The organism is Rheinheimera sediminis, from assembly GCF_004005375.1.
GTDB lineage: Bacteria > Pseudomonadota > Gammaproteobacteria > Enterobacterales > Alteromonadaceae > Pararheinheimera.
In genome coordinates this window covers 1-14544 of the sequence record NZ_RZUF01000005.1, presented here as the reverse complement: position 1 = coordinate 14544, position 14544 = coordinate 1, and the positions used below count along the sequence as shown (strand labels likewise).

Genomic DNA, 14544 nt, shown 5'->3' with positions numbered 1-14544 from the left:
ACCATGAAACTCAAGCTTGCTTTAAGTGTATCTGCATTATTTTTTGCCGGTAGTTTGTTTGCCGCACCCCAAGTTGGTCAGGCGGCACCTGCATTCAAACTGACTGACAGCAAAGGCCAAAACCATTCTCTGGCCGACTTTGCTGGCAAAACTGTAGTACTGGAATGGACCAATCATGACTGTCCTTTTGTGGTGAAACATTACAGCGGCAATATGCAGGGTTTACAAAAACAGTTTGGCACTGATGATGTGGTCTGGTTGACCGTGATTTCTTCAGCTCCGGGTAAACAAGGTCATGTCACTCCTGCGAAAGCCGATGAACTGACCAGCAGTCGCAGTGCTATGCCAGATGCAGTGTTGTTTGATGAAACAGGGGTAGTGGGCAAAGCCTATGACGCCAAAACTACACCTCATATGTATGTGATTGATCAAAAAGGTGTATTGCAGTATATGGGCGGCATTGACAGTATCCCGTCAGCCAAAGTGGACGATATAGCCAAAGCCACCCCCTATTTTTCCAACGCTTTAACAGCTGTACTGGCTGGTAATCCGGCGAACCCTGCAGTGACTAAGCCATACGGTTGTAGCATCAAATACTAATGTCCTCTGGTTTTTCAAGTCGCCGCTTAGTTGTCTGCGCATCATAGCCCCAGTCGTATAGACAGTTATGCCACTGGGGGCTCTGTTTGGGCTGCAACTCTAATTATCCCGAGTTTAGGTTTATTACTTAGGGTATGTTGACTGCATTTTTATCATGGCTCTTTCTTTGCCTTTATAAAAAATAGGATTTACTCTTTTACCCTCGCCTTAAACAAGGTATAAGTGCGCAATGAAAACTCCAAAACGCATTCAGCCGCTGATCGATGAAGGTCTGGTGGATGAAGTACTCAGGCCACTGATGAGTGGCAAAGAAGCCTCCGTATACGTGGTTCGTTGCGGGGACGATATTCGCTGCGCTAAAGTTTATAAAGATGCCAGTCAGCGCAGCTTTAAAAAAGCCGTGCAGTATCAGGAAGGTCGCAAAGTTCGCAGCTCCAGACGGGCCCGGGCTATGGAAAAAGGCTCCAGTTTTGGCCGTGAGCAAGCAGAAGAGAGCTGGCAAAACGCTGAAGTAGATGCCTTGTACAAACTGGCCGATGCTGGTGTGCGGGTGCCTGTGCCTTATGGTTGTTTTGACGGTATTTTGTTGATGGAACTGATTTTAGACGAAGACGGCGATGTGGCCCCTCGTTTAAATGACATTCAACTCAGTGCAGAGCAAGCCCGACGTGATCACAAAACCATGATGCAGGATATTCTGCGCATGTTGTCCGTCGGTTTAGTGCATGGCGACTTATCTGAATTCAACGTACTGCAGGATCCGCAAGGCCCTGTCATTATCGACTTGCCTCAAGCTGTCGATGCTGCTGCCAATAATAACGCACAGTGGATGCTGGAGCGGGATGTTAATAACATCACCCAGTATTACGCCCAGTTTGCACCTGAGCTAGCTGCTACTAAATATGCCAAAGAAATCTGGGCTTTATTCGAGGCTGGTAATCTCAATCCAAATACCGAACTAACAGGCGAATTCACTGAAGCAGAGCAGGCCGCTGATGTTGGTGCTGTGCTGGATGAAATCAATGCCGCTTTTGCTGAAATGCAGGAACGTAAAGAACGGCAACAGGCCGCCAATGAACCGGATTAGCGGAGAGAGCATGATGTTAGTCAAACAGATGGACAGCCTAGTACTGCTGATTGATATGCAGGAAAAACTGGCTCCGGCGATCGAGCAAGGTAAAGAAGTAGAACAAGCTGCTGCCTGGGTATTGCAAATTGCCGTGCAACTTGGCGTGCCTGTGCTTGCAACCGAACAGTATCCGCAAGGTTTGGGTGTCACTTTGCCTGCTTTGGCCGAGCTAGTGCCTGAAGACCATGTGATGGAAAAAATCCATTTCAGCGCTTTGCGTGAACCCCTGATCGCAGAGCGTTTAAAGTTAAGCGGTAAAAGCCAGCTGGTGATCATCGGCACTGAAACTCATGTCTGCGTGTTACAAACTGCTATGGATGCCTTAGCTGCTGGTTATCAGGTGTTTATCGTCGAAGAAGCCGTTGGCTCCCGTACTGAGCAAAACCGTCAACTGGCGTTGTTGCGTTTACAGCAGGCCGGCGCCCAGATTATCAGTAAAGAAATGCTGGCCTTTGAGTGGCTGGATAAAGCGGGCACAGATAGTTTTCGTACCATCAGCAAAGGTTGGATCCGCTAACGTGGTAAATCAGTAAATCAGTAAAGCGGTAAAGTTGTTATGTTAAAACTGCTGGCAGTCTCTTTCTGGCGTTTATTGGCCTGCATTAGTTTGCTGCTGGGGTTGATTGGTGTGGTGCTGCCCGGGTTACCTACAGTGCCATTTTTGCTGGTGTCAGCCTGGTCTGCAGGTAAAGGCTGGCCTCGTTTAGAACTCTGGTTATTGGCTCATCCCAGCTTTGGCCCGCCATTAAAGCGCTGGCGTGAACAGGGCGCTGTTCCCCGTAAAGCTAAATATATGGCCATTCTGATGATGACCTCATCTGTTGTCCTACTGCAATTTTCGGCAGCCCCCTTCTGGCTTAAACTTACGTTACCCGCTTTTCTTTGTGGTGTCGCTATCTGGTTATGGCGCAGGCCTGAAGTCTGATTTGTTCGTTTTAAATCAACGCTTTAAGTTGTTGACAGTTGGATAATTACTCACTAAATTGTTTACATAATTTTAAACAAAGGAGTCTGTGATGGAGCAAACCTTAAGTCAGTTGCGGCAAAGTTTTGAACAAAGAACCAACCGATCTATGTCGATGCCACTGGCTGGCACTGTGTTTTGGTTGGTGGTATTGGTGCTTAGTTTTGTCTTGCCTTATAACACTGCTTTAATGCTGATGTTGTTTGGTTCAGGTTGTATTTTTCCGTTAGCTTTGTTGTTCGCGAAATGGCGTAACGAAGACTTTTTTATGAAAGGCCATGCCTTGGGCAAGTTAATGCTGACTGGCGTGATTATGGCCAACTCACTCTGGGTTTTGCATATAATTTTGCTGTTCGCTCAAGCCAAACTGGTACCTTTTAGTCTGGCTTTAGCTTTAGCCATTCACTGGCCTTTGTACGGCTGGGTCATTCAACACAAGCTGGGTTTGCAGCATTTATTAATGCGTGCCTTTGGCCTCTTTGCTGCGTTTTTATGGTTACCCATCAATTCCATTACTGCGGCAGCCTTGGTCACAGTGATTTGTTACCTGGTTACCCTGCTGCAAATGCAGCGCCGGGTGGTGGATGCTGGAGATACCGCGTTGTGATTTTTGCGGGCGACCATAAAGGTCGCCGCTACGAAAATGTTGATGGAAAAAACCTGGCGGCGGGCCTTGTGTCCGCCCGTCTATTTGCTGAAAAAATCCAGCAAGAGTTTATCTCCGCCCGGCAGCCCCTTTACGTTAGGTCACTTTAAAACTGCATCTTCACCTTCTGCTCAGCTTTAGTTCTGGGCTTAGTTCACTATTTGTCACGCCAAGAGTTTTACGATAAACATAAAAAAATAGTTGATCATCATAAAATGATCGGCTAGATTCAACCTCTATGAACATACAAATTAATCTCGATATAGAACTGGCGAAAAAGAAGATGTCGCTTACCGAGTTATCGCAACAGGTTGGGGTGTCCATGACCAATCTATCGTTGCTAAAAACCGGCAAGGTAAAGGCTATCCGCTTTAGTACCCTGGCCGCCATTTGTCAGGCGCTGAGTTGCCAGCCTGGCGATATTTTGCAATATGTTGCCGATGACTCTGCGAAAGACAAAAACGGCATTTGAGTTAAACAGGAGGTTTTATGCGAAATCATGAGTATCTGTGGCCCGGCATTGCGGCTTTGTTGTTGGCGCTGTGTTTTCCGGTGTATTGGCTCTATGTTTTTCATCTGAGTTCAGAGAACTTTATGCAAGTATATAAGGCGGACTTGCTGAAACTCAGCTGGTCAGATTTGGCTTTTGTGCTGATAGGCGCGCTTGAGGTCTATGTGTATCTGAGTTTGCGCCGTAGTTTTGCAGAACGTTTGCAGTCGGGGTCGGCAGCTGTGTTGTTGCTTGTGATGACCATGCTGGTTGTCGCCTTTCACGCCACAGTAGTGGTTGATCTGGTCATAGTGTTTTCAGGTGGAGTAATGCCGGATGCGCAACTTAGCATGATCGCTGAAACTACAGTTGCTGTGGCACTTGGTCTCTTGTTTGCCTATGCAGTAGTTGCATTTGTGCTGGCTATTGTTTTGTTATTAAAGCGAACCGCAGCTTCTGGCCTGTTAAAATGTTTTGCCGTGGTGCTGTTGCTTTGTTGTGTGTTGCAGTTCAGCATTTTTTTAAGCCCTGGTACTATTTTCCTGTTTCCTGTGGCTCTATTGTTGCTTGCGTTCTATTTTTTGAAAGAGCCGCAAGAACTGGAACTGGTGTAAAAATAAAACTATGGGGGCGACATTTCAGTCGCCCCCATAGATTGTTAATCTGCAATTTCAACGGCAACAGGCACCAACTGATACAAAGTAATAGCTTCTGTCACGCTGGCTGGATCAAAGGCTTCGCCTTGTTCCTCTGCTTTATGCGCCAGATATTCGCGGGTCGATTCTAAATCCATTTCGATAGGGTCCAACTTGCCACTGGCGTAAGCCGTTTTACCTTTGGCGCTAACCGGAAACACCATATCGCCGTCTTTGACTTTAATGCGAAAAGTCGGTTGATTGGCGTCAGCAGCGAATTGCATCCAGCAGCCTTTTTTCTTGCAGACCGCTTCTACAGTGCCTTTGACTGTCACTTGTTGCTGCAGATAACTTTGTGGTTTCGCCAGAATATCAGCAACCTCAACCAGCTTGGTTTTATCCACAACACCACCAAAAGTGCTGGCCGAAGTGCTAAAGGCAGTTAGAGCTAATGTAGTTGTCAGTAAAAAATGCCGTACTAGTTTCATGCTGCACTCCTTTGGTCTGTTTGAGCCATTATGCGCAACCTGCAGAGGCATGTCATCCGTTCATTGAACTGAGTCATTATCTGAATATAGGCAATTCATAGCAGCGAAGAACGTTCTCTGCCCGTAAATGTAGCTTAGGTACTTAACACCTGTTGCCAGAACCATTTGGCTACATCGCCTGTGATATCCGCTTCGGCATTGGTTAGCAGTACTAAACCTATGTCCTGCTCTGGTGAATAAGCGATATAAGGCCGGAAACCATCCACCACACCACCGTGATAAAACAGTTTGTTTTCATCGTATTGGATCACCCGCCAACCACGGCCATACCAGCTGGACACTTGCTTGAATTGTTGCCACACCGGCCAGCGAGGTTTGCCGCGTAATTTCACCATAGGTTGTTGCAACTGAGCTAAAGCTTCAGCGCTAAATACGCCGGGTTTATGCCCCAACATGGCAATCAGATATTTGGCCATATCATTGACGCTGGCATTGACGCCGGCGGCCGGATTGACCCAATAAAAGTTCGGGTCTATTTTCACCGGACGCCAGCCTTTGCCGCCTCTTTTATGCGGAATGGCTTTGTTTTCAGTGGCTAAAAAAGGCGCATAGCCCACCGAAGCTGTGCTCATTTGTAGAGGTTTAAAAATACGTTCGGGCAGTAATTCTTCGTAAGTTTTGCCTGTGCCACGGCTTAATACCTGGTCGAGCAAAGCAAACACAATATTCTGGTAGCTGTAACAAGTGCCAGGTTTACAGCCTGGGTCAAGTTCCCGAAATTTCGGTAAAATTTGCTCCGGTGTTTGTTTGGCTTCTAACATATTTTCATAAGCATGAGGCATTAATCCCGTGCTTTGGCTAAGTACCTGATCTACTTTAATCTGCCTAGTTGCAGCAGCTGTTTTTAATTTAAATTCAGGTACATAATTAATCAGCGGCAAATCTAAATTGACTTTGCCTTGCTGAGCCGCCAATACGCTGATACCTCCGGTAAAGGTTTTCGATACCGAGGCCAGCCGGAACACAGTATCTGCATCAATTTTGTCCGGTTTGCCCATAGCCCGCACACCATAACTGCCGGTGGCAATAATCTGGTTACCACGCACTACAGCATAAGCTCCGCCCGGCACTTTGGCTTTGTTCAGCTGCACTCTGAATTGTAAATCCAGCCCTTGCAGCAGTTCGGTTTGTTGAAACTGTGCTGAGGTTGAAAAAACGCTTAGCAAGAGGCCGCATAAGCTAGTTTTTATAAATAATTTCATCAGGTTGCCTACAACTTTAAGTAAGGAGTTGGGTCTTGCTGCTTGCCGTCGACCAATAATTCAAAATGTAAATGTGGCCCTGTTACCCGGCCTGTAGAACCCACTTTGCCTATAGGCTGGCCCGGTTCTAACGTCTGGCCTGCTTTGATATAAAAATCATCCAGATGGGCGTAGAGCGTTTGATAACCATGGCCATGATCAATCAATACCGCTTTGCCATATCTGCTGTTCAGACTGGTTTGGTCCGCTATCAGCACTTTGCCTTTTTGCGCTGCTTTGACTGTAGCGCCACGTTTGGCGCCAAAATCCAACCCCTGATGTGGTCTGTTCTGGCGAAAGGGGTGTTTTACACCATAAAAAGAGGTGATGGGCACTTTACCAACGGGCAATACCCATTCTTCAGGCGGTGAGCTGAAGCTAAGCTGAGCGCAACCTACATTCAGCAGTAAAGCTGTGCTGCATAACGCAGCTGTAGCGCGCCATTTTTGCCAAAAGGACAATGCAGGAGCTGGCTGAAATAACTGCTGCAAACGTTGTTGGTAAAAACTTTGGCTTGCTTGGCTTTGAATAAAGCCCGGCATCAGCGCCGGCATCTGTTCTGCCTGACTCTGCTTTAAGCTGCAAAGCAGAGTTTGACCATACAGCAGCGCTTGCTCTGGCTGTTTTTGCAGTACAGCTTTGTCTACCGCCAATTCCATACTGCGGATAAAGGCCTGCTCAATCCGTCGCAACACAGGGTTAAACCAACATAAAGCCACCAGAATTCTCAGTGCCAGAAGCTGCTGCGGGTCGCATCTTTGCAGATGAGTCAGTTCGTGATCAATCAATAATTGGCGCTGCTGCTCAGACATAGTGTTTATATAAGCGGGCAGCACTAAAACCATGCGGTTCCAGCCCGCAATAAAAGGCGAAATAGCGGCCTGGGTTTGGCGGATTTCAAATTGAGCGGGCAAAAGTGTCAGTTGTGTTTTGTTCAGCAGCAAAGCTTTGTCTACAGGTTCGGACAGCTGGATCAGCCGCTGTACCCGTTGCCATTGTTTGACTACACGCCAGAGCGATAACAGACTGATAATGGCTGTTAGCCCCAAAGCCAGTCGCCAGTAAAAAGTTGTATTCACTGCTGGTTCTGTTAAAGAAGGATGTTGGGGCTGAGCCGTTAAAGCCTGTACTGACGTCACCGTATCCAGCAGGAGCACTGAAGGCACTGTCCAGTGCTGATACAATTCTGGCATCGGCAATAAAGGTAAAAAACTTAACGCCAGCAAGCACCAATAGAAGGCTGGCCAATGCTGCAAAGCGCTGAGTTTTTTCAGTAAATACTGACTGGAAAACCAAAGTAAGCCAGACCAAAGACTGCAAAGCAGCAAGGACAACAACACTTGTTCAGCCATCTTAAGCCTCGCCTTTTTTGTTTGGCGCATTTTGCTGCTGGGCTAAATCAGCCAGCAGTTTTTCTAAATCAGCTATTTCATCCGCATTCACCAGCTTGCTGTTGGCAAACATGGCTACAGGCAAAGGGCCATTCAGCTCAAATACCCTACGGGCAAAATCCTGCGCAAAAGCCGCCAGCGTCGGCATTTTATCCAGTAGCGCTTTGTAGCTGTTTTTATTACCCAGAGTTTCACAAGCAACAAAACCTTTTTCGCCCATACGCTCCAGAGTTTTACGGGTAGAGGAGTAACCCCAACCCAATACAGACTCCAGCTCGTCATGTAATTCACGGGCAGTAAGAGGTTGCTTTAACCACAATAATTTCAGAATTTCCAGCTCAGGAGCAGTAGGTTGGTGCATAACATTGAGTCTGTGATTTTACTATGCCTTTAGAGTGCGACAAATGTCACACCAAGGTCAAGTAAAATCTGCGACATTTGTCGCGGTGGTTTGTTTGGTATTCTATTTCTCGATTGTTACGTAAGTGATTTTCTACCAAATGGATACAAGGTGTTGAGTTTAGTGTGAGTTATCCGACCTTGACCATGTAACCTCATGGGTTACAATTTTGGCATGATTAAGAACTTTAAACATAAAGGTCTTGAGCGCTTCTATAAAACAGGCAGTACGGCTGGTATACAGGCCAAACATCAGAATCGCCTGATACTTATCCTGTCAAACCTTGATCAGGCACAAGCCATAGATGATATGGATCTGCCTGGCCTGAGGCTGCATGAACATTCGGGCGAGCGGAAAGGTATTTGGTCTGTCACCGTGAATGGAAATTGGCGTGTCACATTCAGATTTATTGGCCGGGATGCTGAAATTGTTAACTACGAGGATGATCACTCATGAGTATGCATAACCCGGCTCACCCTGGTGAGATTCTGCAAGAGCTGATTATTAATCCTTTGGCTTTAACTGTGACTGATGTTTCAGCGCATTTAAATATCAGCCGTAAAACCTTATCCAAAGTACTGAATGCCAGAGGCGCTATTACACCGGAAATGGCACTGCGTCTGGAGCTGGCGTTTAGCAAACCTTCGGCTGAGCATTGGCTCCGATTACAAAACGCCTACGATCTGTGGCTGGTACGTGAGCAACAAGCACAGTTACAGGTTCTGCCTTAACTGTTGAAATTTGCCTGACATCACAGGCCGCAGCGGGTGACCATAAAGGTCACCCCTACAATTCATCTTTAAATTCTGTTGCAGTCCAAGTCTAACCAGGTCGATAGCATCGACATATCAAGAAAACATCTTTAAAAAAACGTATTTTTTCGACACGTTTTTAAGTCATGTCGATACGATAAACATCAACTGGCTGTAATAAACTGATTTTGGCGTTATGCTGCTGGTGTTGGCATGACACTAGGCATAGCAGCGGATGACCATAAAGGTCACCCCTACAATTTTTAGCATTGAGAAAGGACTACTCTATGTTACCTACTACGGTTTTTATTCATCCTTTGCGGCAATTGGCCTTGTTGCTGCGGAAAATCTATCAGTATGACGCTGCTTTGCTGGAGTCGGCTTTAACTCCGGAACAATTTCCTTTATGGCAACAGGCACAGACTGCTATTGGTTTTTCACTACGAGCTTGCTGTCCGTTGTGCGAGCAGGGAAAACCTGAGTTTGGTCAACCCAGGCCAAGCTGGGCTGATCTGCAGCAGCAAATCCATTTAACCATAGAGTTTTTGCAGTCTTTGAAAGCTGAAGATTTTGCCGGTTGGCAACAAAAACGGATTGAAACCATGGCTGGTTTTGCCGAACTGGAATTGACGGGGGAGCAGTTTGTTTATTTGTATGCTTTGCCGAATTTTTACTTTCATTGCAGCATGGTATACGCCATAGCCCGCGCTCAGCAGGTGCCTTTAAGTAAGGCTGATTTTGATGGCTGGCATCAGTATCCGGCAGGTTTTTCTTTTCTGCGTTAGAAGACTAAGAAAAAGGGCAAAGTAAATTTGCCCTGTTCAGGTTTGAAAGGTCGCTCGCTTATTGCACTTTTACAACCAGTATTGATTTTGCAGGTAACTCCAGGCTCAGCTTGCCGTTTTCACCTTTGGCACTAAAAGCTTTTGGTTTGATGGCCTCTGGTTTGGCGAAGGTATTATGCGCGTCCATCGCATCAGCTGTCAGTAACTGGCCTGATACAGTGTTGATACTAATGCCTGCCAGGTTGATCTCTGCTGTTTCTGCTTTGTTTGGATTGGCATTTACCAGCGCCAGATACACATGGCCGTCTTTGGCTTTGGCTGCTGTGGCACTGACTGCTGGTATTGAAACCTCACCCAGTTTGTAATCCGGTACATTGCTCAGCTTCAGCGGTAAGGCTGTGGCATCCTGGAAGGGCACATACATTTTAAAGGCATGATAAGTCGGAGTCAGGAGCATTTTTTCCTTATCTGTCAGTATCATGGCCTGCAATACATTCACCATCTGAGCAATATTGGTCATATGCACCCGGTCGGCGTGCTTATGAAAAATATTGAAGTTCAGCGCCGCCACTATGGCGTCTCTCAAGCTGTTCTGCTGGTACAAAAAGCCCGGGTTATCGCCTTTTTCAACGTCATACCAGGTGCCCCATTCATCGACATAAAAGCCTACTTTTTTCTCTGGATCATGTTTATCCATCACCACTTTGTTATTGGTAATAAAACCATCCATTGCCAGAGTGCGATGCATAGTGCTGATCCAGTCGCTCTCCGGGAATTGCAGCGCTGCGCCTTTCACATCCCATTGGCCTGTAGGTAAGGTGTAATAGTGAAAACTAACGGCATCCATTTTTTGTTTTACATTGGCGGTCAGATATTCAGCCCATGAGGTGTCTTCGCTGTGACCGCCGCTGGCTATCCATTTGGGCGTGTTGTTCGCCGGAGCTTTCAGAAAGGTGGTGTAATGTTTATACAAGTTGGTGTAGTACTCTGGCGTCATGTTGCCACCACAGCCCCAGGCTTCGTTACCCACAGCAAAATAATGCACCTTAAACGGCTTATCGCGGCCGTTTTTACGACGTAATTCAGCCAGGCTGGATTTTCCTTCGGCTGTCATATATTCCAGCCATTCAGCCATTTCCTGTGGAGTGCCTGTACCAAGGTTACCGTTGACATAAGCTTCAGCGCCGAGCATTTCCACCAGCTCAAAAAACTCATGGGTACCTACGGCGTTGTCTTCTTCCACGCCACCCCAGTTGGTATTTACTTTGACTGGTCTTTGTTTATGTGGGCCTATGCCATCACGCCAATGGTATTCGTCGGCAAAGCAGCCGCCAGGCCAGCGGACCAGAGGAACCTGTAAGTCTTTTAGCGCGGCTAACACATCGTTACGCCAGCCTTTGGTGTTGGCAATTTTTGAATCCGGGCCAACCCAAATCCCTTCATAAATGCCGCGGCCTAAATGTTCGGCAAACTGACCATAGATATTTTTATTGATCACAGCGCCTTGAGTGCTGCTATCGAGCTGAATTTGTGTGGCGGCCAGCGCTGTAGCGCTCAGGCCAAAACCAAGGGCCAGCAATAGTGGTTTTATGACTCTCATCGAGTTCTCCTGTTGATTTCCTACCCTTCCTACTTGAAACCGCAGCTTTGTGCCTGCGCCACTCCTTCTGGTCACATCAAGCAACCAGATCGTCCGAGGCTTGTTCGCTTATTGCCACCTGCACTTCAATTACTTGAGGTAGAGCGGTGAGTTTAATTTCTGCTGTCGGTAGTGAGGGTTTTTTATACATCCTATTGTAAGACAAAACAACATTTAACCTGCCAGAGAGGAAAAAGATGAAGTCGCTTTGAGAAAAAACATAAAACGGCTGTTACCAGTGATTGCTTTCAGTCCAAAACAAACTGATGCTAATGAACAGCAATAATAAAGCGCTGACCTGCTTCAGCCAGCGGGTAGCTTTAGGCATTTGACGGATTTGGGCAAGAATAAACCGGTAGGACAGGTGTAGTCGTTGTGCTGAAAATGATAAATTAGTGCCAAAAGTGAAATAGTTGTTTTGATCTCGTACAGGGATGTGGGGTAGTGAAGTGAAATTATTGTATGCAGTGGCCGTGGCTCTGTTGTTGACGGGGTGTGGCGGTGGTGGTTCAGGTAGCGGCACAGTCGGTGGTTCTGGAGGAAGCGCTGGTGGCGGTTCTGGCGCTGACCCTTTGGCTCAATACATTAATGTGAACTCTTTGTACTTGGGGAATAAAAACGACGCCCCGGTAAACTCAGCGTCTTTGCCTGCTTTTTTTGAGTATTTGTCCTTTGTGGCTCCTGAACTATTACCTGACTATGTAGATTCTGATACTGAAGGTTTTCTTGACGGCGTCTGCCCTGAGGGCGGCTCAGTCAATGTAGAAGTGGCTGCATCTGCTACTGAAGTGAAGTTAATTTTTAGTAATTGCAAAGATGAAGGCATCATTTACGATGGCGTAACCACTGGCCGTATTCTGGCTAAGAACAGTCGGGACGACGTCACCGAAGCTCAGTTTGTTTTTCAGGATCTGACGGTGCGTTCAAGTTTCGGCAGCTATATTATGCGCGGCACTATTCATGAAAAATTAGCGCCTACCAGTTGCCCAGACAGCACTATCACCTTCAATATTTTGCTCAAGGGTCAGAATAACCAGCAGATATTTTTTAACGATTTTAAATTCCGTCAAGCCGGTGCTCAGGGGCAATCCTGCGGTGATGATGGTATTCATTTATCAGGTAAAATCTTTGATTCTAGTTTGGGTCTGATGTCATATCAGACAACTGATGCGTTCAAACTGGATACCATGTTTGTACCTCCACAGAAAGGCCGTCTGGTGCTGACTGGTGCTGCGAATAGCAGTGCTGTCTGGTCGGTGCACTTTTATGAAAGAAATCGGTATCAGACCGCCTATTACAGCACTGAAATTGATAGCGATGGCGATCAGGTCTATGAAACCAACTACCGCTATATCAAAGAGCTATTCAGTTATCAGCTGCTAACCTCTTTTGTTGACGCCGATCAGGACGGTATGCAGGATGCCTGGGAGCTGTTGGTTGGTTTATCACCTACTAATCCGGCTGATGCTTTGTTAGATACGGATGGGGACGGATACACTAATCTTGAAGAGTTTAAGTATCTTGGACATCCGACTGATGCACTGGTCAAAGCCTCGGTAACAGATCTGAACCTGCGGGCAGAGCACGGCTCCTATACCTATAACGAGACTATGGCAGCTTCTTTTATACTGACAAATACCTCGAACCTGGATGCTTTAGATGTTGTGATCCGCCTGACTGCCAAGAACGCAAAGTTCAGCGCTATGCGGAACTGTGAGTTAGCTCAAAACGATATGCAATTAATTTGTCGCTATCAAACGCTGCGGGCCGGACAAAGAATGTATCCTTCTTATCTGCTAACCGAAGCATCAGTGACAACTGATGCTTGGCAGGATCAGATCAAGGTTGAAGTCAGTAGTTTATCTTATGACCCTGAGCTTGCTAATAATAAGGTCGTGATCCACCTCTCAAAGGCAAAAGCGAATCCAGACTATGGGATCAGTAGCCGCATCAGCAATGGCCCTGCCTATAACTTTATCGGTCTGCCAGGCGATAGTATCAATTATGAATTTTCGCTGTTCAATCAGGGGGACAAACCTGCTGGCAGTCTTTTGCAGCTTGAGTTACCCACTTTGTTAACTGCTACTGAAATGACGTGTTTTGATTCGGTGAGCCAGAATTGGCTGAACTGCGATCTGAGCAAAGGTTGGCCTCTGCAATCCGATACCTTAGAGATTCGATTCTCCTTAAGAGCTGATCAGCAAGGTGTAGACCAGCTCAGGTTGATAGTGCTGAATGACAACTTCAGCACCAGGCAGTTGAAAGTTTTTCAGTTACCCGTGGTTGTTGGTCAATCTAGTCAGGTGTTGCAGGATTTGATTGATGGCGCCGCCGATGGTGCTACTGTAGTAGCTCCAACTGGTATTTATATTGGATCTTTGGATTTAACCAGTAAAAACACCAAGCTTGAAAGTGCAGCTGGTGCACAACATAGCTATCTTATCGCTAAACATTGGCGCTTTGGGGACGCTCCTGTCCGTGTGCGGTTGGCTAAAGGCAGCGATCTGAAAGGCTTCACTATAACCAATACAGTGTTGATAGAAGATGAAGGCTCAGTAATAGAGCAAAATCATTTTGGTAAAACCGACTGGCACCTCGATGGTGTCAGTATTAGCACTGAGCATAGTCTGACTTTCCGTCAGAACAAATTGTTTGCAGCTTTTACCAATACAGGTATAGGTGGCGTTCCAGCATTGATTAGCGGATGCTCCGGCCTTTCGCTGTACGGGCAAAATGGTCCGATAGAGGCGACAGTTGAAAACAACTTATTTGTTGGACCTTTAGTTTATAGCGAAGAAGTGAATAGACGTTGTTCCGCTGCTGTGACTGCTCAGGGTCAGGTTAATCTGAAGTTTAACCACAATACTGTCAGCAGCTATGTGTCGGCATTGACTACAAGTTCTGGTGGTACAACGGAAAGTGTTGCTGTGCAGCTAAACAACAATATTTTTAACGCCAATGTCTATGCAGTAACTGCAGGCTGGACTGTGCAGGAGCCGAAGCAATTTGTACTTGAAGTAAAAAACAACCTGTACTGGAGCAATTATCAAGATTACAGAGGCTTGGCTGCACATCTGCAGGAAGTAGCAAAGATGTCTGCCGACCCTCTATTGAATACAGATGGAACACTGAATTCAGGCTCCAAAGCCATAGACGGCGCGTATGATTTGGGTTTAGCTATGGACGTAAACGGAGCTGTCCGTCCTGTCGATGGCAATGGCGATGGTGTTGCTGCAGCAGATATTGGCGCTGTTGAATTTCAGCCTTAATGTTTCAGTGGGGTCAGGCATCTAACCTGATAATCATCTAGCCTAAGTGGCCTTG

Annotated in this window: 16 protein-coding genes; 11 read left to right on the top strand and 5 right to left on the bottom strand. The window is 46.6% G+C overall.

From position 1 onward, the window contains the following. The first annotated feature begins 3 nt into the window (after positions 1 to 3). The 7 genes from EMM73_RS04320 (at position 4) to EMM73_RS04290 (ending at position 4443) form a co-directional block, all read left to right on the top strand. On the top strand, positions 4 to 600 hold the full coding sequence (locus EMM73_RS04320; protein ID WP_127685231.1) for a thioredoxin family protein: 597 nt from the start codon (positions 4 to 6) through the stop codon (positions 598 to 600). A 229-nt stretch (positions 601 to 829) separates the two neighbouring features. Next, on the top strand, positions 830 to 1687 hold the full coding sequence (locus EMM73_RS04315) for a PA4780 family RIO1-like protein kinase (RefSeq protein ID WP_127685230.1): 858 nt from the start codon (positions 830 to 832) through the stop codon (positions 1685 to 1687). 10 nt (positions 1688 to 1697) lie between these two features. Beyond that, a complete protein-coding gene (locus tag EMM73_RS04310; protein WP_261373324.1) occupies positions 1698 to 2246 on the top strand; it encodes a hydrolase in 549 nt (182 codons plus the stop codon). A 39-nt stretch (positions 2247 to 2285) separates the two neighbouring features. Next, positions 2286 to 2654: a YbaN family protein gene (locus EMM73_RS04305; protein WP_127685229.1), complete on the top strand. Its 369-nt coding sequence runs from the start codon at positions 2286 to 2288 to the stop codon at positions 2652 to 2654. Positions 2655 to 2745: 91 nt separating this feature from the next. Beyond that, entirely contained in the window at positions 2746 to 3300 is a 555-nt protein-coding gene (locus EMM73_RS04300; protein ID WP_127685228.1) for a DUF7010 family protein, read from the top strand. Between the two features lie 277 nt (positions 3301 to 3577). Then, complete coding sequence (locus tag EMM73_RS04295; RefSeq protein ID WP_127685227.1) at positions 3578 to 3811, top strand: helix-turn-helix domain-containing protein; 234 nt, start codon at positions 3578 to 3580, stop codon at positions 3809 to 3811. A 17-nt stretch (positions 3812 to 3828) separates the two neighbouring features. Then, the gene (locus tag EMM73_RS04290; RefSeq protein ID WP_127685226.1) at positions 3829 to 4443 is read left to right on the top strand and encodes a hypothetical protein; all 615 of its coding nucleotides are present in this window, start codon (positions 3829 to 3831) and stop codon (positions 4441 to 4443) included. A gap of 44 nt (positions 4444 to 4487) precedes the next feature. Here the strand turns inward: EMM73_RS04290 and EMM73_RS04285 are convergent, their stop codons facing one another. The 4 genes from EMM73_RS04285 to EMM73_RS04270 form a co-directional block, all read right to left on the bottom strand. After that, positions 4488 to 4952 (bottom strand): DUF4920 domain-containing protein, encoded by a 465-nt coding sequence (locus EMM73_RS04285; protein ID WP_127685225.1) that lies wholly within the window; start codon positions 4950 to 4952, stop codon positions 4488 to 4490. Between the two features lie 134 nt (positions 4953 to 5086). Further along, positions 5087 to 6214 (bottom strand): serine hydrolase domain-containing protein, encoded by a 1128-nt coding sequence (locus EMM73_RS04280; RefSeq protein ID WP_127685224.1) that lies wholly within the window; start codon positions 6212 to 6214, stop codon positions 5087 to 5089. Positions 6215 to 6222: 8 nt separating this feature from the next. Continuing rightward, positions 6223 to 7605 carry a M23/M56 family metallopeptidase gene (locus EMM73_RS04275; RefSeq protein WP_186435124.1) on the bottom strand — a complete coding sequence of 461 codons (1383 nt, stop codon included), beginning with the start codon at positions 7603 to 7605 and terminating at the stop codon, positions 6223 to 6225. Between the two features lies 1 nt (position 7606). Beyond that, positions 7607 to 8005, bottom strand: a complete 399-nt coding sequence (locus EMM73_RS04270; RefSeq protein WP_127685222.1) for a BlaI/MecI/CopY family transcriptional regulator — start codon at positions 8003 to 8005, stop codon at positions 7607 to 7609. 213 nt (positions 8006 to 8218) lie between these two features. Here EMM73_RS04270 and EMM73_RS04265 point away from each other — a divergent pair, with 213 nt between their 5' ends. The 3 genes from EMM73_RS04265 to EMM73_RS04255 all read left to right on the top strand — a co-directional run bounded on the left by EMM73_RS04265 (position 8219) and on the right by EMM73_RS04255 (position 9581). Next, complete coding sequence (locus EMM73_RS04265; RefSeq protein WP_127685367.1) at positions 8219 to 8500, top strand: type II toxin-antitoxin system RelE/ParE family toxin; 282 nt, start codon at positions 8219 to 8221, stop codon at positions 8498 to 8500. Beyond that, positions 8497 to 8775 carry a HigA family addiction module antitoxin gene (locus EMM73_RS04260; RefSeq protein WP_127685221.1) on the top strand — a complete coding sequence of 93 codons (279 nt, stop codon included), beginning with the start codon at positions 8497 to 8499 and terminating at the stop codon, positions 8773 to 8775. Before EMM73_RS04265 ends, EMM73_RS04260 begins: the two co-directional genes overlap by 4 nt. Positions 8776 to 9083: 308 nt before the next feature. After that, positions 9084 to 9581 (top strand): DUF1993 family protein, encoded by a 498-nt coding sequence (locus EMM73_RS04255; RefSeq protein ID WP_127685220.1) that lies wholly within the window; start codon positions 9084 to 9086, stop codon positions 9579 to 9581. A 58-nt stretch (positions 9582 to 9639) separates the two neighbouring features. On the opposite strand, the gene EMM73_RS04250 is transcribed toward EMM73_RS04255, so the two are convergent. Further along, a complete protein-coding gene (locus EMM73_RS04250; RefSeq protein WP_127685219.1) occupies positions 9640 to 11181 on the bottom strand; it encodes an alpha-N-arabinofuranosidase in 1542 nt (513 codons plus the stop codon). Between the two features lie 488 nt (positions 11182 to 11669). Here EMM73_RS04250 and EMM73_RS04245 point away from each other — a divergent pair, with 488 nt between their 5' ends. Beyond that, the gene (locus EMM73_RS04245; RefSeq protein ID WP_127685218.1) at positions 11670 to 14489 is read left to right on the top strand and encodes a hypothetical protein; all 2820 of its coding nucleotides are present in this window, start codon (positions 11670 to 11672) and stop codon (positions 14487 to 14489) included. Positions 14490 to 14544: the final 55 nt, after the last annotated feature.